Origin of the sequence: Lysinibacillus xylanilyticus (genome assembly GCF_001708185.1) — a bacterium.
Classification (GTDB): Bacteria; Bacillota; Bacilli; order Bacillales_A; family Planococcaceae; genus Lysinibacillus; species Lysinibacillus xylanilyticus_A.
Window position 1 is genome coordinate 98,185 of the sequence record NZ_MDDN01000007.1, and the last position, 23,075, is coordinate 121,259.

25 protein-coding genes are annotated in these 23,075 nt (G+C 36.1%); 8 read left to right on the forward strand and 17 right to left on the reverse strand.

Going from position 1 to position 23,075, the window contains the following annotated elements:
- Window positions 1-39 precede the first annotated feature (39 nt).
- From BFJ97_RS14510 to BFJ97_RS14545, 8 genes are all read right to left on the reverse strand, one after another.
- Window positions 40-927 carry a 5'-3' exonuclease gene (locus BFJ97_RS14510; protein WP_068985370.1) on the reverse strand — a complete coding sequence of 296 codons (888 nt, stop codon included), beginning with the start codon at window positions 925-927 and terminating at the stop codon, window positions 40-42.
- Between the two features lie 132 nt (window positions 928-1,059).
- The gene (locus BFJ97_RS14515) at window positions 1,060-2,049 is read right to left on the reverse strand and encodes an agmatinase family protein (protein WP_068985371.1); all 990 of its coding nucleotides are present in this window, start codon (window positions 2,047-2,049) and stop codon (window positions 1,060-1,062) included.
- 445 nt (window positions 2,050-2,494) lie between these two features.
- Entirely contained in the window at window positions 2,495-3,511 is a 1,017-nt protein-coding gene (locus BFJ97_RS14520) for a polysaccharide deacetylase family protein (RefSeq protein WP_068985372.1), read from the reverse strand.
- Complete coding sequence (locus tag BFJ97_RS14525) at window positions 3,499-4,245, reverse strand: hypothetical protein (RefSeq protein ID WP_254660176.1); 747 nt, start codon at window positions 4,243-4,245, stop codon at window positions 3,499-3,501. The genes BFJ97_RS14520 and BFJ97_RS14525 overlap by 13 nt, the downstream gene beginning before the upstream one ends.
- Window positions 4,226-5,899: a GNAT family N-acetyltransferase gene (locus BFJ97_RS14530; RefSeq protein ID WP_068985373.1), complete on the reverse strand. Its 1,674-nt coding sequence runs from the start codon at window positions 5,897-5,899 to the stop codon at window positions 4,226-4,228. The genes BFJ97_RS14525 and BFJ97_RS14530 overlap by 20 nt, the downstream gene beginning before the upstream one ends.
- A gap of 1 nt (window position 5,900) precedes the next feature.
- Window positions 5,901-6,995 (reverse strand): glycosyltransferase family 4 protein, encoded by a 1,095-nt coding sequence (locus BFJ97_RS14535; RefSeq protein WP_068985374.1) that lies wholly within the window; start codon window positions 6,993-6,995, stop codon window positions 5,901-5,903.
- 361 nt (window positions 6,996-7,356) lie between these two features.
- Window positions 7,357-7,992, reverse strand: coding sequence for a sugar transferase (locus BFJ97_RS14540; RefSeq protein WP_068985375.1), 636 nt, complete (start codon window positions 7,990-7,992; stop codon window positions 7,357-7,359).
- A 187-nt stretch (window positions 7,993-8,179) separates the two neighbouring features.
- Window positions 8,180-8,635, reverse strand: a complete 456-nt coding sequence (locus BFJ97_RS14545; RefSeq protein ID WP_068985376.1) for an SACOL1771 family peroxiredoxin — start codon at window positions 8,633-8,635, stop codon at window positions 8,180-8,182.
- Window positions 8,636-8,889: 254 nt separating this feature from the next.
- Between BFJ97_RS14545 and BFJ97_RS14550 the strand changes: the two genes are divergently transcribed.
- On the forward strand, window positions 8,890-9,552 hold the full coding sequence (locus BFJ97_RS14550) for an NUMOD4 domain-containing protein (protein WP_068985377.1): 663 nt from the start codon (window positions 8,890-8,892) through the stop codon (window positions 9,550-9,552).
- Between the two features lie 81 nt (window positions 9,553-9,633).
- Here the strand turns inward: BFJ97_RS14550 and BFJ97_RS14555 are convergent, their stop codons facing one another.
- The 3 genes from BFJ97_RS14555 to BFJ97_RS14560 form a co-directional block, all read right to left on the reverse strand.
- Window positions 9,634-11,301: a GNAT family N-acetyltransferase gene (locus BFJ97_RS14555; RefSeq protein ID WP_068985378.1), complete on the reverse strand. Its 1,668-nt coding sequence runs from the start codon at window positions 11,299-11,301 to the stop codon at window positions 9,634-9,636.
- Between the two features lie 52 nt (window positions 11,302-11,353).
- Window positions 11,354-11,524 (reverse strand): hypothetical protein, encoded by a 171-nt coding sequence (locus BFJ97_RS24750; protein ID WP_175401759.1) that lies wholly within the window; start codon window positions 11,522-11,524, stop codon window positions 11,354-11,356.
- A 146-nt stretch (window positions 11,525-11,670) separates the two neighbouring features.
- Entirely contained in the window at window positions 11,671-13,359 is a 1,689-nt protein-coding gene (locus BFJ97_RS14560; protein ID WP_068985379.1) for an FAD-dependent oxidoreductase, read from the reverse strand.
- 258 nt (window positions 13,360-13,617) lie between these two features.
- Between BFJ97_RS14560 and BFJ97_RS14565 the strand changes: the two genes are divergently transcribed.
- Window positions 13,618-14,283 (forward strand): ZIP family metal transporter, encoded by a 666-nt coding sequence (locus tag BFJ97_RS14565; protein ID WP_254660177.1) that lies wholly within the window; start codon window positions 13,618-13,620, stop codon window positions 14,281-14,283.
- Between the two features lie 57 nt (window positions 14,284-14,340).
- Here BFJ97_RS14565 and BFJ97_RS14570 read toward each other — a convergent pair whose 3' ends face one another.
- From BFJ97_RS14570 to BFJ97_RS23710, 4 genes are all read right to left on the reverse strand, one after another.
- A complete protein-coding gene (locus tag BFJ97_RS14570) occupies window positions 14,341-15,369 on the reverse strand; it encodes an S-layer homology domain-containing protein (protein ID WP_068985380.1) in 1,029 nt (342 codons plus the stop codon).
- A 575-nt stretch (window positions 15,370-15,944) separates the two neighbouring features.
- Window positions 15,945-16,145 (reverse strand): hypothetical protein, encoded by a 201-nt coding sequence (locus BFJ97_RS14575; RefSeq protein WP_068985381.1) that lies wholly within the window; start codon window positions 16,143-16,145, stop codon window positions 15,945-15,947.
- Window positions 16,146-16,150: 5 nt separating this feature from the next.
- Window positions 16,151-16,741 carry a sigma-70 family RNA polymerase sigma factor gene (locus tag BFJ97_RS14580; protein ID WP_068985382.1) on the reverse strand — a complete coding sequence of 197 codons (591 nt, stop codon included), beginning with the start codon at window positions 16,739-16,741 and terminating at the stop codon, window positions 16,151-16,153.
- Between the two features lie 145 nt (window positions 16,742-16,886).
- Complete coding sequence (locus BFJ97_RS23710) at window positions 16,887-17,129, reverse strand: glutaredoxin family protein (protein ID WP_068985383.1); 243 nt, start codon at window positions 17,127-17,129, stop codon at window positions 16,887-16,889.
- A gap of 235 nt (window positions 17,130-17,364) precedes the next feature.
- Between BFJ97_RS23710 and BFJ97_RS23715 the strand changes: the two genes are divergently transcribed.
- The 4 genes from BFJ97_RS23715 to BFJ97_RS14605 all read left to right on the forward strand — a co-directional run bounded on the left by BFJ97_RS23715 (window position 17,365) and on the right by BFJ97_RS14605 (window position 19,621).
- A complete protein-coding gene (locus tag BFJ97_RS23715) occupies window positions 17,365-17,538 on the forward strand; it encodes a YvrJ family protein (RefSeq protein WP_083227054.1) in 174 nt (57 codons plus the stop codon).
- 5 nt (window positions 17,539-17,543) lie between these two features.
- The gene (locus tag BFJ97_RS14590; protein ID WP_068985384.1) at window positions 17,544-17,732 is read left to right on the forward strand and encodes a hypothetical protein; all 189 of its coding nucleotides are present in this window, start codon (window positions 17,544-17,546) and stop codon (window positions 17,730-17,732) included.
- Window positions 17,733-18,282: 550 nt separating this feature from the next.
- Window positions 18,283-19,206: a S8 family peptidase gene (locus tag BFJ97_RS14600; RefSeq protein WP_068985386.1), complete on the forward strand. Its 924-nt coding sequence runs from the start codon at window positions 18,283-18,285 to the stop codon at window positions 19,204-19,206.
- 133 nt (window positions 19,207-19,339) lie between these two features.
- Complete coding sequence (locus BFJ97_RS14605) at window positions 19,340-19,621, forward strand: hypothetical protein (protein WP_254660178.1); 282 nt, start codon at window positions 19,340-19,342, stop codon at window positions 19,619-19,621.
- A 511-nt stretch (window positions 19,622-20,132) separates the two neighbouring features.
- On the opposite strand, the gene BFJ97_RS14615 is transcribed toward BFJ97_RS14605, so the two are convergent.
- On the reverse strand, window positions 20,133-20,837 hold the full coding sequence (locus BFJ97_RS14615) for a hypothetical protein (RefSeq protein WP_068985389.1): 705 nt from the start codon (window positions 20,835-20,837) through the stop codon (window positions 20,133-20,135).
- Between the two features lie 31 nt (window positions 20,838-20,868).
- On the reverse strand, window positions 20,869-21,051 hold the full coding sequence (locus tag BFJ97_RS24235) for a hypothetical protein (RefSeq protein WP_139114450.1): 183 nt from the start codon (window positions 21,049-21,051) through the stop codon (window positions 20,869-20,871).
- 384 nt (window positions 21,052-21,435) lie between these two features.
- Between BFJ97_RS24235 and BFJ97_RS14625 the strand changes: the two genes are divergently transcribed.
- On the forward strand, window positions 21,436-22,008 hold the full coding sequence (locus tag BFJ97_RS14625) for a DinB family protein (protein ID WP_068985391.1): 573 nt from the start codon (window positions 21,436-21,438) through the stop codon (window positions 22,006-22,008).
- A gap of 743 nt (window positions 22,009-22,751) precedes the next feature.
- A complete protein-coding gene (locus BFJ97_RS14630) occupies window positions 22,752-23,015 on the forward strand; it encodes a hypothetical protein (RefSeq protein WP_068985392.1) in 264 nt (87 codons plus the stop codon).
- The last annotated feature ends 60 nt before the right edge of the window (window positions 23,016-23,075 follow it).

The window sequence follows — 23,075 nt, forward strand, 5'->3', positions numbered from 1 at the left end:
TATTTCTATACTCTGCGTTGATGATCATGCTGTTTGTTTTTAAATAAGCGAATACAGTGAGCGTGCCTGCTTGGCGATTAATGTGTAGCCACGTTGTTCTATTTCTTTGAACGTTTGAGGCTCGTAATCAGGTAATACTAAGCTCGCTAATTCTGCCTGAATAGGTACATTCGTTTGAATGGTTGCAAGCTCGTGTGACAATTTTAGCATGTCTAGATTCTCTTTAATTTTCGTGCGTTGACCAGGCTTTAATTCATCTATTGATGTAAGAACATTTTCGATGGAACCATACGTTTGAATTAATGTAAGTGCCTGCTTTGGTCCAATTCCTTTAACGCCTGGATAACCGTCACTCGTATCCCCCATAAAAGCTTTAACTTGTGCAAATTGAATTGGTTCGATGCCATATTCTTCAGTAAAGCGTGTATGCGTATAAACGTCATACTCTGTGTAGCCTTTTTTCGTAAAAGCAATTTCCGTTGATGGTCTTAAAAGTTGCAGTAAATCCTTATCGCCACTAATTACCGTAATGTCAGCCTCATCCTGCCATTTCGTAATCATCGAGCCAATTAAATCATCTGCCTCCATTCCTTTAACACCGAAATTTTGCCAGCCGATTTGTTCAGATAAATTTTTCGCCATATCAAATTGTGGCAGCATTTCCTCTGGTGGTGCTGGACGATTTGCCTTATAGCCATCAAATAATTCGTTACGGAATGTATGGGCACCCATGTCCCAACAAACAGCAAGATGTGTTGGCTTCATGATAGATTGTGCCGTTAATACATGACGCACAAATCCTTGGGCACCATTTGTTGGTGTCCCATCCGCGAGGCGAATATAATGCCCCATCGCAGCTGACGCAAAAAACGAACGGAATAATAACGCCATGCCATCAACAATTAATAATTTTGGTTTTGTAGTCATGATAACTAATCCTCTCTATAACAATACAATGATTGTAGTAATTCATTATTAAGCATTGTTCTATTATAGCAAACTATCATTAAACTTCATTGTAAATATATACAAGCCATTGTTCCACGTTCCGCTTCATCACTACCTAATACCAGTTTTGCCTTTCTTTGAAATACGATTGCGATGATCCAGTTGAATCCCTGTTAGCCAATGTAAAAATGCTGTAACACCCATCTTTACTGTTTCTGGACGTAGATCTCCTTCCTTTGGATCTGCGTAAACAAAGTCAATATGGCGGACACCTTCATTTTCTCCAATGAGCTTGAGGATATCGAATAATTCATAGGGAGTTAGTCCACCTGGTGTTGCAGCAGGTACACCTGGTGCGAATATAATATCAAGTGCGTCTAAATCTACAGATACATAAATACGATCTACCGCATACATCAGCTGACGAAGCATTTCGCGAATTGTTAATTGTATGCCGTCACGACGCATTTGCTTTAATGTAATCATATGAATGCCTTGTTCTTTCGCGTAATGAATCATTTCCGGCGAATTGAAAAAACCATGTAGCCCTACATTATAAACATGTTTTCCCTCTACAATGCCTGCCGCAATTAGCTTCTGTATTGGAGAATCCATTGCTAAGCCAATTTCCTCCTGATTCCGTGCATCCAAATGTGTATCAATTTGAATAATCCCTATTCGATCTTGTGGGAAAGCATTCTTTATTCCTCTTAAGGAGCAAGCCGTAATCGCATGATCACCACCAATGAGACAGGTGAAACTTTTAGAATAAGCGGTACTTAAGCTTTCTGCTGCAGCTTCGATAGCTGACTCTGAAAGCATTCTATCTGTCGCATGAATCGCTACATCACCTACATCCACAACTGCCAACGAGCGTAAATCTACTTGCTCATCTAAATTATAGGATTGAAAGCTTGGCCAAGCTTTTCGAAATGCCGTTGGATAGAGTGCTTTTGGGGAAGGTTTACGTCCATAAGATAATAAAGCACCATACAAAATAATATCTACATCACCCGGAATCGGATTTTCTTTTTGTTTAATCCATTGATGCATAGCTGAACCATTTTCTTGCTTATACCGCCATTCTGGTTGAATAAACATGTTAACCTACCACCTTCACGTCATTTTTCTATAACTATCTTCAAGTACTTTCATTCTTTATGTATTGAAAATTCATCAACATATCCACATGAAACGTTTGAACAAAATGTCATCCCATTTTTGGTGATGAGCCAAATGGAAGTCAATTGCCCTATGCTACTTTATTGTTCACATAAATATACCTAGAGAATTACCTTTGATATTAATAGTACCATTAGTTCGTATAATTTCGTCAAAGTTCGGTATTTCCCCTCTTTTTAAAAAAATTTTCCACACGCCATTTACCCCAATAACATAAAAAGTAGCAAACTAGGCAATGTTCTAGTTTGCTACTTTTTTTGCTTGGATAAAGTGAACACTAATCTACTCCACTCCACTTCTTTGCTTTCGATGAATGTTGAGATGGGCGTCTTGTACCTGACATATCTCTTTCGGTACAAATAAATTACTGTCCGTTAATGCGAGACAAGTTTTGGCAAAGCTCCGCAACCTCGTGCATCGTATAACTTTGAAAGTTATATTGCTGACGTAATTCCTGATAATACTGTAAAATTTCTTCAAGCATAGCTAAATTTTTTTCAATATTCTTGCCAAAATTATGAGGATGCCACCATAGATGATAAAAAGCCTCAGACGTTGCAGCTGCATGCATGCCCTCTTTAATACGTTTTATCTTGAAGCCCTCAAAAAACCGTAATGGGCTACAATATGGCCTTAAAAATGCACTTGAACGAATGTTAATAAATGAATCCTTTTGCATTTCAGCTAATGTTACTAGATGATTTCCGGTTACATTTACATAGCTATCCAGCCACTTCTTCGCACCTAATAGCCGACCTTTTTTCGTAAATTTTTGAGGATCGTACAAAGGGTGTTTTTCATTCCCTCTATAGCAAACAAACCCCACATCCTGACAAGCTGTGAAATACGCTTCATTCACTTGATTTCGCGGAAATACAATTGATTTCATCGGTGCGATATACTCTTCACATATCATGGCAGTAGCATGTAAATCTGCACGGAAATCCGCTTCAGTTTGGCCATCTTCTAAACAATAAAAATGTGAAAATGTATGACTTCCTATTTCCTGATGCGGTGTACGTTTAATCTTCTCAAGTAAGGAGTTACCAAAATGTAAGTGGTCCTCCTGCTCATTTTCTCCTACTTTAATAAGTTGTGTATGTGCTGCATAGCGCATGTTTTTATATTTTACCGGGATACCTCGTAAGTAATGAGCCATTTCTGCTTTAGTTTCTGCAAACAATAAACCAACTGTTGCCCAGGTCGCATGAATACCGTATTGTTCAAACAACTCCAGCATTTCAGGCAATGCCTCACGTACACCGTATAAGTTTTTATTGTATTGACCGTATTTAAATACATCGTGGACACCCCAATTCAGCTCAAAATCTAATGATATGACAAGACCCCCACGGTTTACTTTGATTGCTACTTCCTCCATTTTTGCACGCCCAGTAACAGTGCACTTATTTTGGATTGGGTAATATAGCCGGAATAAACATTGACAACCTGTCCACCGAAGCCCAGTTTAAACTCACGAACATTTTGGTCATCTGTCAGCTTCCCCATATCATATAAATCAAAGTCTTGCTCCTTTAAATGCAATAAATTATGCCATAGTAAGAAACGATTTGCATAACGAGCTGGTCGTTGTAAATGATCTTGCATCATTTGTGAATGACAAGTCGCTGCATAGTAGGACATTGCTTTTTTAGCGTGTACAATATCGAGTCTATAGCATAATGTTTGTCCACAAATACTTCGAATCTCGGACAACCATAGTGCTCCTTTATCTTTTAAGAGCGTAATAGCTTCCATTTGAGACTTACTAATTAACTCGAGTTTTTTCCTTTTGGCAAAATTATTATAAAACTGCTGAAAGGCTCGTAAATTTTCTTCTGATGGTTCCTTATAAATAAAAACTTGGTAGGACTCTTTTTGTGCACGACGAAGTATTTTTCGATTACTTTCTGAAAGAGCAAGATATAACGATAACTCACTTTCTGTAAGGTGAATATGAACCGTTTCACTTTTAACAAGTTTACGGCTAGGTACAAGTGAATGTGTATAACCAACAACCTTCTTTGATTTTCTAACATTGGCTGGCTTTTCTACAAAATAAAAATGCTGCATTGCGATATTCCATCGCTTACTTTTAATGGACAGAATGAACATCGCCCCCACTCTCTGTGTATTTTTCTACATGATTTCGTTCATAACGAGCACATTTGAAATGTTTCATTCGAGAAATACGTTTATAACCTAGCTGCAATAGTCGTTTACGCTTTCGCCATTGCCAAAAGCTTGCTGTAACCCAAAGTGTTTGTGCAGGTTTCATTTTTTGAAAAAAAGCTGTTATAATATCGATATTTTTATAAACATCATAGGTTAAAAAATAGGTCTGCTTCGGCAATGCTTCAACAATTTGCAATTCATCTACACGCCAGTTCACAGCATGTAATGCAAACGCAGCCTTATTCTTTTCAGCAAAGGAATCTTTATAAATGGTGTATCCCTTATAAAATAGAGAAATAATTTCTTCATCATCGAGTTGCATCGCCTCCTGTATTGACAACTCCTCAAACAAATCTCCTACAGGCCGATGCGGTGTGACACTATCTGATGGGGATAATTCATATAAATCCACTAGCTTAAAACGAATAAATTTTTCTACGAATAGTTGTCCATATTCTAGCCAATCTTTTACCTTTCCATACTTTACTAAGTACCGTAATTGACCGAGCGTATTGCGTTTCCAGTCAACAACACGATAATTGCCTTTTAACATTTCCTTTATTCGTTCCTTCAGCGAATAATGACCTACTAATAGTTTTGCCCGCTTCGTTCCACTGCCTACAAGCATACGCCTTGTAAAATCAATACTAGAGCGCCAGTCAAACTTATAAGGCTCATAACCAATACTCATATCGAATAAATGATAGTTTTCAGAAAAGGTGCGCTTGATAATTTCCTGATTAACTAATCTACCAGGCCCAAATATATTAAATGTCGGCTCATGCGCAAGGGCGTAAGTGACATAACGTCCTCGACAGCAAATGCCATAGGTGAAGGCAATCCATTGGTTTTCAAAAACAAGTGCGTCTACCTCGACTTGCAATGCCTCCCCTTTAAGAAGTGTTAGCCGTTCGAAAAAATCTCTTTTCTTTCCTTTTGTAAAATCACTCGTATCTAGCTTTTTGGCCCATCGCCGATCAAACAATCTAAACATTTGCCAAAGCTCGTCCCGCGAAGGTACTGTCCTCGTTAATGAACCTAAATTCCGCAGCTTTCGTTCCCTTCTATCCACACCATGCATTTTTCTACGTTGATTGAAATGCTTATGGAAATCTATATCGCGAAAGGCAAGATACGGTGTCACTACACGAAAAATACTCGGTTGTAACTGCCTTTCAACAAAATATTGTTCAATCACCTTTGTAGACTCTTTGCTTTCCAATAATCCATGAAACGAAAATATGACATCTTTATGCCGTTCGATGAGCTGATCAAATACAAAGGTTATAGCGGGCAGCAGCCATTCCTTTTTCGCTACAACACCTGAATAATTTGCAATATTTTCTCCCGTAAAGGCATAAATTCGTATCCCCCATCGAAGTCGAACTGTGAATGGGAAAAAGGCAATGATATGACCATTTTCTTCAACAGCGTAGAGCTCAACACGCGCTCTTCGCCCAACTATTTGCCACCAGTTATAAAACCAAGAAAATTCTATAAATGGATTATCATTAACCTCAGCTGCTAAAATTTCATCCCAAATATCCTTGTACCACATGAGCTCATCATCTGTTCGAATGCGAATTAATTGCAAATTAATCACCTTTCTTAGCCGACTTTGATACAGCCTGTTCGTAGACAAATAGGGTTTTCTGATACATTGGTAGAAACGTAAAATTCCTTAAAAAGCAACGTTCACTGGCGTCCCCCATTTTTTGACGCAAGTTCTCATCCATTAACAATTGTTTAAGCCTTTTCTTTAGTAAATCTGTATCATCTCGGTTCATTAAAAATCCATTCTCATGATCAGAAACTAGCTCATTGACGCCACCTACATTCGTGGCGATAATCGGAAGTCCTGCCCGCATCGCCTCAATAATTGAGATCGGTAAGCCCTCCCAATCGGATAGCAAGACAAATAAATGACTGTCCTCAAGCAAAGGTGTGACCTCTAATTGGTTGCCTAAAAATGAAACACGATCCGTTAAGCCTTTATTAGCAACAAATGTTTCTAAATTAGGACGCAATGAGCCATCACCTATCAATTGAAGGCGCCAAGGAATATCAGAAAGCTCTGCTAAAGCCTCTAACAGTAAATCCTGTCTTTTTGGCACTTCAAAGCGAGCAACCATCACAATTAGTGGATGCTCCTCTTTCTCTCGATTAGGTGCTATTCGCTTATCTATTTGGTCAATGCCATTATGAATGGTCAACATTTTATGGGCAGGAGCAATTCTTTTTGTTAATGCTAGCTTGCGATCATATTCAGATACCGTAATAATTTTAGCTGTTAGCGACTGAACTGATTTTTCCATTCGACTATACAAAATCTTTTTTTTATGTGGTACGCCTTCTGTAAAACTCCAGCTATGGGCTGTAAAAACAGTTGGAATGCCTAAAAGACTACCTACTACACGTCCAATTGCACCCGCTTTTGATGAATGTGCTGCAATAATATCGGGTTTTATTTTTTTAAAAGCGGCTCTTAATTGCCACAAGGATTGTAAATCTTTTTTTAAATGAATCGCTCGCTGCATGGCTGGGATACTGATAACATCAATTTTTTCTGCTTGTAAGCGCCACAGTGATGGATCGTATAGGCCTGTTACAATAGTTACTTCATGTGCGTCTTGCTTTAATTTTATGGCAAGTGCCTCCACATGCTTTTGCGCTCCGCCAATCTTATCCATACGTGTAATAAGCTGAACAATTCTCAGTACCTAACACTCCTTATTTTTATCAATTGTGCCTTGGCATAATTGCGTCTGGAATCGACTTTGTGCTTAGGCCTGCGTGATGCAGGTCAGTTAGCCGTTATCGCATGGATGCGATGATTTTAGGCTAACATCCTTTAAGAACTCCTTTCCGATTCCATGACATCCGCCGGAGGCTTTGAGCCAACACGATGTTGGTTACTCAGTCGTTGCCACAGGACGTGGTGTTCTTAGACTGAGTTCCTCTTTTTCAGCAGGCGTTTGGCCCCCCTGAAAACAGCTTAAATTCGCATCCATCTCACCACCTATAGAGGTAGGGGACTTCTGCTGAAAGAAGTTAATAAGCACCTGTTCTCGCTAACACTACGTAAAATGTTTTGATGATAATTCTCAAATCCATCCAAAACGAATAATTATCAACGTATTCTAGATCATATGAAATTTTTTGCCCATGCGAAATATTAGATCGACCGTTAATTTGAGCAAGCCCCGTTAATCCCGGCCTTACTTCTAATCGTCGTGCCTGGACAGTGTTATAAGCATTTGTGATGGGTGGAACTTCAGGGCGTGGTCCAACAATACTCATATCTCCTTTTAAGACATTAATGAGTTGTGGAATTTCATCAATACTTAGCTTCCGAAGAACGGACCCAACCTTCGTGATTCGTGCATCCTGTTCAGTTTTAAAGTAATAATCATCTGGAATTCCGTCTGCACACACAGTAGGCGTAGTCACTGGAACTGCCTGTATGGTCATTGTCCGTAACTTCAAAATAATAAAGCGTTGATGAGCCAATCCAGTACGGATTTGTTTAAAGAAAAAAGGGCGGCCTGTACTAATGAGTAAAATGAGGAATACAGGTAACATAAGAGGAATGGTTATAAAAAGTAGTAGGAGTGCCCCGGTAATATCAAAAATTCTCTTGCCGTACTGACTATAAAATGTGGTCGTCTGAGCTGATTGCTCGTGCAATACATCATCCTTTGCATTTTTTGCACTTAACTTTATATATTCATTTGGGACATTTATAGAACTACTTTCGAAAAGCATTTACATAATAAAATATAAAAAGGGAGTTTGTTTCGATAAACATTCAAATAGTTTCGATAAAATGAGATTTTGTTTCGATAAACCTTCAAAGTGCATAACCCTTATCTGTTCAACTATCTATTGATCCTTGAATAATTTGCACCTCGCATTCTATTTGAACGTTTCCTTTTAATGCCTTACTAATCATACAAGATTGTTCAGCCTTCTCAGCTAATCGATCAATTCGTTTGTGCTGTCGTTCAGATAAATCTTGTACAACAATTCTTGGCTTATGTACGATTTTCTCATAAGTAAAAATGCCATTCGTGACATCAACAAAACCTTCCGCTTGCATAGACAAATCCAACACAGCAATCTTCGAATTTTCAAGTAACGTAGCCAGTGTAATTAAATAGCAAGTTGCTGCTGCTCCAAGCAGCATTTCATCCGGATTTGTCCCAATCCCTGGTCCATTCATTTCTCGAGGGATAGAGATTTTCGTTTTTAAATTGTCCGCACTAATAGTACCTGTCCCATTTCTCCCCTCCGACCATTTTAAATTCATACTAAATAAATGTTGAACCATAAAAAATCCTCCTTTTGATGATGTAGTGTAATAACTTACACATGACTTTTTAGAGATACAGATTGTATTTTGCCCCTTCGTAGCCGAGCGATTGCTATGGGGCCCGATTACTTCCTTGACTTACCTGAGCGGTTCTATTTCTCACCTCTTATTAAAAATTAACAGAACAATAATGAAACATCAAAACTATAAGAAAAACAAGAAAACTAATTTTATGGTAGAATAGAAAAAACAATTCTTTAGGAGATTTAATAATGATTTTAACAAAGCAACAAGCAGTACAAGCACTAAAAAAGAACAAATTTATCGGTTTTACGATTACAACAGGAAATATTATTATTAAAAAAATGAATAAAACCGATTATAATATTTTTGTTTTTGAAGAAGGCAAAGACAAACCATTGCGTTATGTCGGTTCCATTATGAACGTAATGGCTACAATGAGCGACAAAGCTTCAAATAAGGATTTTGTCATTGTGGAACAGCTTCCAACTCAAAGTAAAGAAGAAGCTAAACCAGTAGTGAAAGATGAAGTCAAAGAAGCAGCTATGCCTGTAGAGAAAGATGAAGTCAAAGAAGCAGCTAAACTTGTAGAGCAAGATGAAGTTAAAGAAGAAAAAGCAGTTGACTTCGATGAAGAAAGACGTGCCATTTCAGGCTACGAGGGCCTATATGATGTTACAGCGAGTGGTCGTATCATTACAGTGCGTGAAAATCGTCCATTAACTCGATGCAATGATGAATATGGTTTCCATATTGTTCGACTAACAAAGGACGGCTCTGCTTCAAGTCACAATGTGTTTGAACTTTGGAAACAGGCATACCCTGAACTTGAACAAACGAATTTTAAAGGTGCCTTAAAAGCAAAGTATGGCACAGGCTGTAAGCTTACTGATAAACCAGGTATACACTTTTAATTTCTTTCAGAAAAAAATCCTCAGCGCCGCTTCATAAACGCTGGGGATTTTTTTAATAAATAAAGGTCATAGCGCTAAATGTCAGAGATGATAAATACTATTCCCTTGTGATTGGAGATATTTTAACCAATTGTTTACTTGGCGATATACCTTTTTCTTTTTCAATATTTGAATTATTGTTATCCTCTCTACCCTTTGAAACCCTAACTGTACTAGCTCTCGTCGTCTTTTCCTTTCATACCATTGAACGGAAGTACAGATGGCTCTTCCTTCTTCCTGCATGTTAGCGACGATTTCGGACAGCTGATGATTATGGTCCTGAATGTATGAAACATTGGATGGAAGCTCGTGTGTAAATCCTGTCGCTTCTTCACGAAATATTTGATCATGTCTTAAATAAGCTATTTCGTTCGTGCTATTTCTAAAGATCCGATAGCCTTTATGAAAGTTCGAAACATAGTTAGCACGTCTTCTACTTACCATTACATCCTGGATAAACACTTCATTAAAGTTTGATGTCGTTTGACCTTGGCCATTCTCAGCAACATAAATATCAAAAATATGCACAGCTATTAGGCGATTAATCCCCTTCTTGAAAGAATGGAACCAATCCTTTGAACGGGCACTTTTTAAAAAATAACGTAGTTCTCCCAATCGATCTCGTTTCAATTTCACGAGCTGATGATTATTCGTTAATTGGCCTTTCAATCTATTAAACAAGACCATCATTAGCCTTAAGGTACGTTCCCTTTTGCCTTTCGTACTCATCATAAATTTTCTAGTAAAATCAACATGTGTATACCATTCAAACTTATAAGGCTCATAACCACTGCCTAAATCATAGAAACGGTAGTTCGAAGCATGTGCTTTGAGCATATTTTCTCGCTCTATTAAACGACCAGGCCCAAAAATATTAAAATCAGGCTCATGTCCCATCGCCTGACAAAAATTTCGATCTCTACAGCAAATATCGATCGTAAAGCCTATCCAATGCCCCTCAAACTGAAGACTATCTACTTCTACTCGTAACGCGTTACTTTTCTGCGTTGCTAAACGCTCAAAAAAACGACGCGTTTGTTGTTCTGTAAATCCACTTTTATCGATTTTCTTTTGCCATCTTCTCGTAAACAAGTCGAACATGTCAGCTAACCTTTCACGATGTACCTCTTGAAAGGTTACTTGACCAAGAGCCTTTAATTTTTTTTCACGCCGCTGAATCGTTTTAAATTTTTTTCTATGCTTATAAAGAAAATCCTCAAGTTTTATAGATTGAAAATCAATATAAGGAGTGACAGTACGAAAAATAGAATAAGGTACCTGATACTCTATTGCATATTTTTCCAGAATTTGAGATGTATGTTTACTTTCTAATAAGCCTTGTAACACTAATATAAATCGTTTATATTTCCGAGAAAGCTCCTTTAGTAAGTATTCAATTGCAGGTTCCTTCCATTGCTTCTCTGCAATTACTTCCATATAAGTGGCAAACCCTTGTCCTAAAAAAACAAAATAATGTATACCACCAAATCGTACATAACGAACAAGTGGGAAAAATGCTACTGCTACTCCGTTTTGCTCGACTATGTAAATCTCAACATTGTCATTTGCACCTAACGTCATCCACCATGTCGAAACCCATTCAAACTCAATGAACGGATTATCATTTTTTTCACGTTCAAGTATCTCTGACCAAGTATTTTTATAGGACTCTAACTCTTCCATCGTTGTTACGAGTCTATAAGATAGCACGTGCTGATTCACTCCTTTTTATGTTCCAATGAATTATCGATTTTACCGCTCATCACCATAACGTGTGGTTGATTTCCGTTCCGGCTGGGCGCTTTGTAAGCTGTCGCTTCGCTTTCGCACAGAGCAGAGCTTCCTGGGGGCGTCCAATGAGCCGCTTCGCCTCCGCTCCAAGCAACCTATATATGGCATTAATGTAACAAATGTCATTCACAACTTTTGACAATGAACCAATTTAACACTTAATATCCACCATATTCCTAGCTTTTATCTTATAGAACCCTTTATTCAGTAAGGAATTGAATGAAAATAAACAAAAAACCTAAATTCAGCAAACTGCTGAACTTAGGTCTACAAATAGCATCTTTTAATTTATACCTCTAGCAGCGTTGCGTGTTCTTTTTTAACTACATTTGCCATATGCGTTGTTGCAATATAGCTTAATGTCATACCAGGTCCTAATGTTGCACCTGGCCCTGGGTATGTTTCGCCCATAATAGAGGCCGAACAATTTCCTGAGGCATACAAGCCTCCAATTACCGTACCATCTGCCTTTACAACGCGAGCATGCTGATCAACTACTAAGCCTCCCTTTGTCCCGATATCTCCCGGATATAAGCGAAGTGCATAAAATGGAGCATTCTTCAGTTCTGCTAGATTCGGATTCTGCAATGTAGGATCTCCATAATAATTATCATAGGCACTATCTCCTCGAAGGAAATCATCATCATGACCATTACGAGCAAAAGCATTAAAACGTTCCACAGTATCCACTAAATTTTCTGGAGAAACATTCATTTGCCATGCAAGCTCTTCAATTGTTTGTGCACTTTTCACAATACCACTGTCAAACCAACTTTTTGGAAAGGGCTGTCCAGGGAAAAGTCCCGTGAAAATATAACGACTCTTTGCTGTTGCATCTATCAAGATCCAAGAAGGTATAGCTTTGTTGTTTTTTTCATGGTGACTATGCATATTGTCTACAAATTCATGATAAGGTGCCGCTTCGTTTAAATAACGTTTTCCTGCACCATCTACAACCATCATATTAGGAACGCCTCGATCTGCAACTAGGAAGAAAGGATGTCCTTGTGGATCAATCACTGAAGGTGCCCCCCATACTTTATCCATTAAATCTAGTGACGCCCCTATTTTTACGCTTGGCTCGATAATGTCACCTGTTTGCCCTTCTGGTGTAGAAGTCCATTTTGTGTTTGTTGGAGCTGGCAAATATTTTTCGCGATATGCTTGATTATGAGAAAAACCACCTGCAGAAAGCACAACCCCACGCTTTGCTTCAATATGCATCTCCTGCCCATCTCGCTCAACTACGATACCAGTCACCCGATCTTTTTCAACGATAAAATCTTTAAATGCAGTCGAGATCCACAACTCTGCATTCGCTTCAGCAAGTGACATTCGTAAACGAGCAATTAATGCTTCGCCTAATGCAACAGGCAAACTTCCTGTAACTTTCGACTTCACCAATCGCATGCCTAATTTTAATGCTGTCGTTTTCCCCTTTGTCGTACGTCTAATCATATTGACCTTATGAAATTCATAGCTATTCATCGTAATGCCTTTAGTGGACAAGGTCGAACGACGCATCGTGTCTGCTAATGAGCCCATGTTCTTCAAATCAAAAATCCGTGGCTCAATCGACCGTCCTTGCGGTAAGCCACCTGGTTTTTCAGGATAATAATCAGAATAACCTTTAGCATATTGGAAACGCATATGCCTCGTATGATTATTTAAAAACCTTAACATTTCTGGTCCTCTTGTAATATAAGCTTCCTTTAAAGCCTCTGGCACACGATCACCAATGGTTGAATCTAAGTATAAACGTGCTAAATCATGTGTATCTGGAACGCCTTCACCCTTAATTACATGATTATTTGGAATCCATAATGCACCACCAGACAAGGCAGAAGCTCCACCATAACGATCTGTCTTTTCAATAACTAGTGATTTTAGGCCCTGTAGCTTTGCTGTCAGACCTGCTGTTAACCCCGCTGCTCCTGAACCTACGACTACTACATCATAACTCGCATCCCATTTCATACTTATATTCCTCACCTTCATTAGTAGTTACTAAATCAATGAATCTGGTATTATCTAAAAAGTATAGAATTAAATAAATTTTCAGTCAATTAATACCTATCTAGCATTCGATCATATAATAGCCTTTTACTACATTGAATCCTTTTCTTCTAAAACTTCCGCTAATCATATTCATTTCTATTTAGCATATATTTTGTAAAACGGCGATGGGGTGAAGGAATTTTGCAGTTGAATGCAATGATATTAGGTGGATTTCTTTTGTTCAGTGTTAGCATCGGAGGAGCGATAGCCTGGGTATTTTCTAAGCTATTTCAGCATACAACTCAAGGATTATCATTATTATGTGGCGGATTTTTAGTTGGCTTACTTATATTAGACATTATTCCTTCTTCTTTTCATCTATACAAATCATTCGGTCTTTTACTTGGAATTCTTATTGGCTATTTAATTTTTCAAATACTCAATAGTTTATTACACGTTTCCCATACACAAAACCCCTCTGTAACGCTACTTGCAATGGCTATAATTATCCATACCATTCCAATTAGTCTCACTGTCGGAAATTTATTAGGGAACTCTGCATTAGGTATTACCATTACAGCATCCATTATTCTACATCATCTGCCAGAAGGCTTTGCACTTTCAACAGCATTATTATCACAAGGAGAAAGGCTATGGAAACTCTTTCTCTATTTCATAGCCTTTTCAATTTTCTTTAGTATCTTTATACAGATTGGTCAGTATTGGGAATTAACCGAGAAAGAACAAGGGCTACTAATGGGCATATCAATCGGGTTAATCGCAACCGCCAGTATTTCAGAATTTATTTTGCATCATTTTCGTTCAGTAACACGTAAATCCTTTTTAACATATATTTTATTAGGTTATTTTTTAAGTTATGTATTTCATATGCTAGTCGAATAAAAAAGCAATCCACCAAAATAATGTGGATTGCTTTTTTCAGTTAAAAGAAGAATCGTATTATTCTTCTTCACCTGCTGCTAATAATGTAAGTGATAAAATTTTAGAGAATTGTGCACGTGTAAGATTACCTTTTGGATTAAATTTACCACTTGATCCGTCAATAACACCTAATTGTTGTAATAAACCGATTGATTCTACCGTTTCTTTACGCATTTGATTTTTGTCTGTAAATGTGTTATTTTTGCTAGCCTTAGCTACATCAAATTCCATTGCCTCTAATAAGCTTGCTGTTACATAGGCCATTTCCTCACGTGTTACAGGTTTGTATGGCTCAAAATTAGCACCATCAAAAATATCGATTAAGCCATAATCCTCTAAAATCGCTACTTCTTTAGCACCTGGGTATTTTCCCAAATCCTTATATGAAGCAGGGCTTTCGTAATCCTCTTTCACATCTAATCCACCAGCACGGAAAATCATAGAAGCTAATTGTCCGCGTGTTACTTGTCCATTTGGATTAAATGTTGTAGCCGTTGTTCCATTAATAATGTCAGCTTGGTACAGTAATTGGATATAGCTCTCAGCCCAATGTCCAATAGTATCAGTGAAGTAACCGCCTGGTTTTAAGTCTGAAATATCTTCACTAATAGATGTTACAAAATCATTCAATTCTTTATCAGTTAAAGTTTGCCATCTTCCTTCAGCAAACATTTCAGCTTTGAATGTCTTTCCAGATGGAGTAAATTTCATTTGCATAAAGTCACCGAAAAGCTCTTTAAACTCTTTTTGCTCCTCTGCACTCACTTCAGAGAATTTCATAAGTCCTTGTAAGGATATTTTTACTGTAATACTATCCTTTGTACATACTAAGATCATTTCTTTATCGTCATATTGTACTTTAGAAAGTAAAAACGTTTTGTAAATATCTTGGTAGGACATTGATTGCACTTGATTAGTAGCTGCAACTACATTTTTTGGTTGGATGAAGCTAGAAACATCTACATTTTCTTGTGCATTAGCTTGTATACTAAAGCCTCCAGTTAAACATGCGATACTAAGTGCTCCAGCAATAATTGTTTTCTTCATGTTTCTTTCCCCTTTCAATTCATAGATTCAGTGTACTAAAACAACTGTTAGTAAATCTATAAAAATATGTAAATTTATCAAAATTATATAAAAGTCCTATATTCCACAACATAAAAAATTACTAAATATTTATGTAAATCCAGAAAATATATTGCATAATTTCTACAATGAATTAAGGAATTTTTTTAATAAACCTAACAAATTCTAACGTTTTTTTCTGCTTTTGAATAAAAATACTATCTCAAATATGTTCATTTCTATTTTTGATTTATAGAAAAAAATTAGTAAATTCGTTCTTGCTTAACTAGGTATAAAGTAGTCATAAAGATCTAATCACACAGTATTGTTCTATCACTAGAAAGTAATTAGAAAGTACCATTAACTTGTTTGAAGGTATTTTTATTCCAATTAATGAATTTTATAGTAATATTTTCTCTCAATTTCTTTTATTAAGTAAGGTTCAGTCAAAATCGTCTGTAGTTCATATCCACAAAAAGAGCAAGTAGAAGCTTGCCCTTTTTTCTGTCGTCCTACTTGAAGTCAGGTATATAAATTCGACGTTCTTTTTATAAGAATTACAAGAAAAAATCCCAAAAACTTGGTGCATTCTGAAACTTTACTGTCGCCAGCTTTTCTATAATTTTCAATTTGATTTCTTGTTCTAAATCTTCCCTTTCTTGATAGTCTGTACTGTGTAGACATTGTTTAATTTTAGGTGTGAAATTCTCTATAATTGTAAGCGTTTCTTCGTTAAATTGATTTTCTAAATTTGCCATATAAATTATTCCTCCTTTTTTCTGAGTGTATGATTAAGCTTATTTAAAGCTTTGCGATGAAGATTGGATATATTCTGTGGTGTTGTTCTTAATTTTTGAGCTATTTCTTTTGTAGTAAGATCTTTTACATAAATCATCTCTAAAACTTGTAGCTGTTTAACCGTTAATTTTTGCAAGGACTTTAAAAGTTGTTCATCCTCAATATTGTCTAATAACCCTTCTCCAACTATATTTTCAAGCTCCTTTTCATTGCTTGCATCTTCTATTTGCTCTTTTGCAGTCGTTCCACCTTCTTCTGATAAGCCCTTATCTAATATTAATAAAGTATGCTTTTGCAGCTTTCTCCTTTTTTTATCAAAATCTAAACTGAAGAAATAAATTAAATTACTGACGTATTTGATCTTCCTAACATTTATAAAGTGAGATTGAAAAGATTCATCCACGAGTTTTTTATTACTATCAGTTGGATATAAGATCGCTTTTTGTACCAAATAAAGATTTTCAGAATCCAACAAAAAGCTTTTTATAATTGGATTGTTTACCTGTTTATTATTCCTATAGAAGAATTCCTCTACTTTTTGATTATCTTTCTCCATTTAATAATCCCTCCTATATATCCGCCTTCTTTCTATATAAAGTGAATGTAGTATCTATATTATAAACCAAAATAAGAACAAATGTTCTTAAAAAGAGAATAAAAAATCACCTTTTATACAAAAAAGGTGATTTAATCCAACTTCTTCAACTATCTAAAATAGCTTTTATTTTCTCTGGCTGATAGCCTATAATTTCCTCCACTTTATTATCAGCGACTACTAAAGTAAATGGGATAGCGCTACTATTAAATTGCTTAAACTCCTGTAATACGTGTTCTTCATTAATGTCCTTATTAATATAAGTAATATTATTTGCTTCTAACCATTCCTTTAACCTGACACAATATTGACATCCATCGCTTGAATAAACCGTTAAATCATACTTCATCTTAGAGACCTCCTTTTTTCTATAAAGAGGATTAAAACATAAGATATGGAACCATAACAAAATAATACTTTTTTTAACTGGAAGGTTGTTTTTATGAAAGAAGGATTCACTTTCCATAGTACAGTTACAATTTTGGTGATGTAAGGCATGGGTCTGCAACACCTTTATCCTCGGTTCGAATCCGAGTATCACCTTATAATATTAATTTGGAGTAAGAGGGAGGGTGATTTATAGTATGACACCAGAAAATGTTCCAATGTGGATTAGCTTAATAGGAAATTTTGGATTCCCTATTGCCATAACAGTCTATCTGTTCATTCGCTTTGAAAGGAAAATAGATAAATTAGAAGCTGTCATCATGGAGTTATCTGAAGTTATAAAATCTCTTAATTACAAAAAAGGAGGGTAATCCACATGGAAATTGAAAAATTAATGGCTTGTTACTGTAAAGCAAGAGAAGTTCAATCATTTTATTCAAGTTGTTTAACGAATGACAGTCTTTCTCTAAAAGAACGCGATTTACTAATAAACCTTATTAAAAATGCCAGTATTTCTTCTAAATTATTGAAGGAATATTGTCAGATTCATGCTAATGATAAATGATCTTTTTACAAATAAACCAACCAAATAATTTAGGTTATAGACTACCTAATGTTATTTGGTTGGTTTTAATTTTTAATGGAATTATTCCATTACCAATTTCCTTACATCTTTCATCTAATTAATGTATGATCGTATGAACAGGAGGGGAATTTTATGATAGCCTACAAGAGAATAGCTATACTATATCTTCTTATAATAATCTTTAGTATTTTTATTGCTACACAGATGAACAGTATATTAAATGGATTGTTGGTTCTTGCTTTATTGTATGTGTTATTTATTGGCCTTCCTTATTTATTACAAAAAAAGGTGAAGTTTTTCGTGATATGTTGGAGTTGGTTAATAAAAGGTGGGCGAATAGGTCCTAAAAATTAAAGAGATGAATCCATTGAGTTAATGAATATTGTAACTGACAATACGTATCCTTTACTCCCCCGAAAATGTTAGGCCTTTCCTAACATTTTCGGGGTATATTTTTCTTTAAATTGCGACTTTCACTTTATTATCATCGTTCTTTCTTCACTTTATTATGTAAAAGGAGATGAAGATAATGAACACTGAAATCATTTTAAAACCAGTAAAAATTGTTAAGTTGTTTAAAGTTCTAAATGCAGTTCCCGATAACTTAGATAAGATTCGGGCAAGGGAATTGTGGGAAGAAACAGATCAGGGTTTGGGATCTGTTGTTGCTGTATTAGATAGTGGCGTTCAGATTGACCACCCGAGTTTAAAGGAAAATATTATTGATGGCTATAATTTCACAGATGATGATGAAGGTAACCCTTCCATTTATAAAGACTACCTCGGTCATGGGACACATGTGTCTGGGATTATTGCAGCCGTCGATAACGGTAGAGGCATCACAGGTGTAGCGCCAAAAAGTAAAGTTCTTATATTAAAAGTGATTAATCATATGGGCAGAGGTAGCTTTGAGAATTTAATTAAGGCCATTATGTATGCCGTTGATTGGACTGGGCCTAATGGAGAAAAAGTAAACATCATGAATATGTCGCTAGGTAGTCCTGAACCACATGAAGAATTGCATAAAGCCATAAAATATGCCCGTTCAAAAGGAATCGTATTAGTAGCGGCTGCTGGTAATGAAGGCGATGGAGAAAGCGAGACTATCGAAATATCATACCCTGGATTTTATAAAGAAGTCATACAAGTCGGCTCCCTATCTGAAGCAGAAACACCCTCGAAATTTTCTAATACGAATGTAAATTTAGATTTTGTAGGGCCTGGTGAAAATATTTTATCTACACATTTAAACAGTAATTATGTAGAGTTGACTGGAACATCTATGGCAGCGCCATTTGTTGCTGGTGCCGCTGCTCTTATTATAAAAACAATCAATCGTTCTGAATCACGTTTGATCCCTATGTATGTGTATGATTACTTACTATCGCATGTTCTTCCACTGGAAAACTTCTCGATCAATCATATTGGTCATGGCTTTATTCAATTGAAATAAACCATGCTCCCCCCATTGCCCCAAATATGTAAAAACATATGATGTACGTAATCAAAACCATTATAACCACATTATTTTTCCTAGCATACTATAAATAAAAGGATCGCAAATTTATAGATTGGAGGGAATTATGATGAGCAATAATAAAATCGCATCAAGCAATATCGCGCTGACATTTTTACTTATTCTCAGTATCGCCTATAATTATTTTTACCATCAATTACCAATTCAAATTGAGTTCCTAGGTAATCTGGGTTTTTGGCTAATATTCCCATTATCATTAGTCATTATAGTGCTGAGCGTAAAGCTAATAAAAAATAAAGCAAGCAACGTCAGTCCCTACATCACTTTCATCATCGCTGTAGCTATTTTAATCATTTCTTTATATTCACTATTTCCTTGGGGCTCACCTTAATCGTCAAAATTGAAATACTCCCATTTGATAGACAGATGAAGAAGCTGCTGATCTAATGGGAGTATTTTTCGTCCATCTTATTTATTTGTACTTTCTTTTTGCAATTTTTGTATAATAATTAGGAAGAGCTTTTTATTTTTGAAACTTTTAGAGTTACGCTAAAACTTATTTAAACGAAGCAAAGAAAGGGATGGGATAAGAAAATGGATATTCTAATTCCAATTGGGATAGGTTTTTTTGCTAATGTGGTAGTATTTGTGATAAGTAAATTAGTCGTTAAAAATAAAAGAAAAGCTACCCAGATCACACTTATTTTTTGGGGAATCACTGTTCTCCTATCTTTTATTATCGGTAGTTGGCGTGGAATGGGTTTATTTGTCATAAGCTTAGGGATGTTAATAGTTTCTATATGCTTGTATTTATATATTTACATTGAACGTAACTTTATACAAAAAGGCGTCTAGAAAAAGCCTTTGAAGGGTTCATTCCTTCAAAGGCTTTTTCCTTACTACTAACAGAGTAATGCTTGTGGTCCGAAGAACGCGCGAATTCCTGCAGCGGCTACAGTAGTATGACCTGAAACACATGAAACCAACTCTTTATCGCAGCAATTATCTCCATATCCAAAGACGTCATAACATCTGTCATGTGCCACACAGCAAGTATCTGTTGCATTAATTGGTTTCCCTCCACCATGAGTTGAACCATAACCACAGTTACCACCACAATGCTGATACCCTCCTGGTAAGCATCCATCAGACGTCCACCATGCTAGTAAACTAACTTCATTATCGATTGAAATATTTTCCTCAACAAATTCAAATTGAACAAGATTTGTTTCGTATTGCTTTTCAACCACTTCTTCCTGTTCAAATGTAAAAGTGACGATATTATTAGAATCTCCTTTTTGTAAAACTTGGCCAAAGTAATGATCCTGATGAATTGGCAATTCATTAAATAAGATCGAAACGGTCTTATCCTTATTTACCAGATTAATAATAGTTGAATTAAACTGAATTAGACCTTTCGATTTTTGCCCTACAGCCGCTTCAAAAGTATAGGCTTTTTCCACTTCTAATTCTTCTACTTTAAACATTTCCTTCTCTTGCATTTCTTTCACTATTTTTTTGAATTTCACTTGTTGATATAAAGAGGTTAGTTTAATTTGCAAATCATTGCCTGTTAAATCTACTTTAGCTAGAACTTTTACTATCATGCTAGTTCCACTCCTTTTCATATAATGATGTTTAAGTAATAACGCCGCCTCCGCCTTTACACCCGCAATGATCAAGTATCCATGTAGATCCTGTTAGAGGAACGAATGTACCTAAACAACCTTCGTATAGGCAACAACTCCGAATAGGACTACAGAAACTTTGAGCTACTACCTTGTCGTTTCCTTCTGTCGATTTTTTTTCCTTCTCACTCATGTGATCCCCCCCTTTCCTGGCTAAGTAAGATACATTTTTGTATCTCTGTAATATAAAGAGAGCCCTATCGAAATAAATAAAACTTTTATCGAAAAATTTTAAGAAAAAATTATTGAATATCGCCAAGACATAAAAAGACCTCCTCATCGTTTTGATTAGAAGGTCCATACTGTAGGTTTATGACAAGGTCACCCACTGTAGCTTTTGAATAATGTTTGATTAAAAATCACTCTAAACCCTTGATTTTACTGCAAATAAAAAGCCATCGTTTTGTAATGAAGATTGAACTTTTCATTTTGATCGACAATGACTAATCGTGTTTAATGTACTTTTATAAAACAGTTGCCTAAAATGGAAATAACAGCATAAAGGAGAATCAATACTATGAAATCGAACAGTATGGCAACCCATTTTCACACTTTACAGGAGCAGCGAGCTCATTATCTGCCCTCTATTCAATCACTCCCACAAGACCAACTATGGCATCGAGAAGTGGAAGGTAAATGGTCAATCGGGGAACACTTTTATCATCTTTATTTGATCCTGAAAATGCTTAAAACCGCAACAAAATGTTCCTTACTACTGACCCCTTACGCGAAAATACGAAGAAACAAGCCTTTTGCCACTGAAATACATGATGTTTACGAAGAATTTAAAAACAAAAAAGGAAGAGGCATGAGAGCTCCTGCAATATTAGTGCCTCCTAAAAAGATACGCTTTGTGCTAAACAGCGACGAAATCGAGCAATTACTAATAATCGAAACAAGCGCAATGAAAAAATTGGTAAAAGATATTGAGGAGAATATAGCCGGGCATATCGTCTTTCCCGACCCACTTGCCCACTATCCTAACCTTATTCAATCCATTCAGCTACTTGCGATCCACGAAAAACATCATTTTAGGATAATGGAGCAACAATATCAGAGGTTGATTACGTCTAGCAAAATCTTACTCTAAGCGTTTTTGAAAATCGGAGGTTTTGAAATGCCAAAACTATTGAATCGAATAGGAGGGGGAACTAACCACTGATCTCTCACATGGCCAAGCTTGCAGACTTTTGAGCCCTTGATAATTCCATTGAAGCTGCGGCGGGGAAAGAGGACTTTTATTAACAGCTTTTTCTTTTTACATAATTCTAGGGCACCTCCCTTATTCAGTATGGTTTAGTTTCATCGCTACCACCACACCGAATTTGGGAGGTACCCGTTTGTTATTGTTTTAAAACCCTTGTTACAAAGGGATTAGAATTATGAAATTAACGCCAATACATGCCATGGTAATCGGATTACCAATAAATATAGGCTTATTAGCAGTTATTTCAATTTCTCCTGGATCAAAAGTCAAGTAGTCATATTGATCATACATTAAAAGAGAAATTCAAATCTTCGACACAAAGGAATAATTTCTGCTTTTTCTCAAAGTTTGTTCAATTTACAGAAAAATCTGATTTTGAAATTCTTATAGCTAATGCTATGGTATTCACATAACAATAGATAGTCAAAAAAGATGAAAAGGGGAAATCATCTATTTTAATAGAGCAAGTGAAAAAAACAAGCCTACATATATTTATTTTGATTCTCAACAATTAAAAGGCTGGGCGACTTCTTGGGGATGCCCCTAGGAAAGCTCCCAGTCAGAACGGAAATCATGGTGATGAGCCTATTATTGTGAAATAATTTATAAATCTAAAGGAGTTAAAAATGAAGATAATAAAATTAGCAATCTATTTTATCATGATTGTTTTAGCTCTTATAATTACAGAACGTGGAATCATATATGTATTGATGTTAATTTCAAAACCTGGAATATATAATCCAGTAAACCCTTACCCACTATCTGAAATATCACCATTTGTGCAACATTCTATCGCGGCGGTTATTGTGCTAGTAGCTCTTTGGATTACAAATAAAATAATGCATTTTTTCTCGTTTATAAAAACGAAATTAATAAAAAATCCTTCATAACGAATGACCACCCGTCATGGAGTGGTCATTTTCATTTCTTATTTAATTAACCATTTTATA

What these genes read in the sequence shown, in the direction of transcription:
- BFJ97_RS14510 (WP_068985370.1), bottom strand. Translation starts at nt 927, where the DNA reads ATGACTACAAAACCAAAATTATTAATTGTTGATGGCATGGCGTTATTA.
- BFJ97_RS14515 (WP_068985371.1), bottom strand. Translation starts at nt 2,049, where the DNA reads ATGTTTATTCAACCAGAATGGCGGTATAAGCAAGAAAATGGTTCAGCT.
- BFJ97_RS14520 (WP_068985372.1), bottom strand. Translation starts at nt 3,511, where the DNA reads ATGGAGGAAGTAGCAATCAAAGTAAACCGTGGGGGTCTTGTCATATCA.
- BFJ97_RS14525 (WP_254660176.1), bottom strand. Translation starts at nt 4,245, where the DNA reads ATGTTCATTCTGTCCATTAAAAGTAAGCGATGGAATATCGCAATGCAG.
- BFJ97_RS14535 (WP_068985374.1), bottom strand. Translation starts at nt 6,995, where the DNA reads ATGGATAAGATTGGCGGAGCGCAAAAGCATGTGGAGGCACTTGCCATA.
- BFJ97_RS14545 (WP_068985376.1), bottom strand. Translation starts at nt 8,635, where the DNA reads ATGGTTCAACATTTATTTAGTATGAATTTAAAATGGTCGGAGGGGAGA.
- BFJ97_RS14550 (WP_068985377.1), top strand. Translation starts at nt 8,890, where the DNA reads ATGATTTTAACAAAGCAACAAGCAGTACAAGCACTAAAAAAGAACAAA.
- BFJ97_RS14560 (WP_068985379.1), bottom strand. Translation starts at nt 13,359, where the DNA reads ATGAAATGGGATGCGAGTTATGATGTAGTAGTCGTAGGTTCAGGAGCA.
- BFJ97_RS14570 (WP_068985380.1), bottom strand. Translation starts at nt 15,369, where the DNA reads ATGAAGAAAACAATTATTGCTGGAGCACTTAGTATCGCATGTTTAACT.
- BFJ97_RS14575 (WP_068985381.1), bottom strand. Translation starts at nt 16,145, where the DNA reads ATGGCAAATTTAGAAAATCAATTTAACGAAGAAACGCTTACAATTATA.
- BFJ97_RS14580 (WP_068985382.1), bottom strand. Translation starts at nt 16,741, where the DNA reads ATGGAGAAAGATAATCAAAAAGTAGAGGAATTCTTCTATAGGAATAAT.
- BFJ97_RS23710 (WP_068985383.1), bottom strand. Translation starts at nt 17,129, where the DNA reads ATGAAGTATGATTTAACGGTTTATTCAAGCGATGGATGTCAATATTGT.
- BFJ97_RS23715 (WP_083227054.1), top strand. Translation starts at nt 17,365, where the DNA reads ATGACACCAGAAAATGTTCCAATGTGGATTAGCTTAATAGGAAATTTT.
- BFJ97_RS14590 (WP_068985384.1), top strand. Translation starts at nt 17,544, where the DNA reads ATGGAAATTGAAAAATTAATGGCTTGTTACTGTAAAGCAAGAGAAGTT.
- BFJ97_RS14600 (WP_068985386.1), top strand. Translation starts at nt 18,283, where the DNA reads ATGAACACTGAAATCATTTTAAAACCAGTAAAAATTGTTAAGTTGTTT.
- BFJ97_RS14605 (WP_254660178.1), top strand. Translation starts at nt 19,340, where the DNA reads ATGAGCAATAATAAAATCGCATCAAGCAATATCGCGCTGACATTTTTA.
- BFJ97_RS14615 (WP_068985389.1), bottom strand. Translation starts at nt 20,837, where the DNA reads ATGATAGTAAAAGTTCTAGCTAAAGTAGATTTAACAGGCAATGATTTG.
- BFJ97_RS24235 (WP_139114450.1), bottom strand. Translation starts at nt 21,051, where the DNA reads ATGAGTGAGAAGGAAAAAAAATCGACAGAAGGAAACGACAAGGTAGTA.
- BFJ97_RS14625 (WP_068985391.1), top strand. Translation starts at nt 21,436, where the DNA reads ATGAAATCGAACAGTATGGCAACCCATTTTCACACTTTACAGGAGCAG.
- BFJ97_RS14630 (WP_068985392.1), top strand. Translation starts at nt 22,752, where the DNA reads ATGAAGATAATAAAATTAGCAATCTATTTTATCATGATTGTTTTAGCT.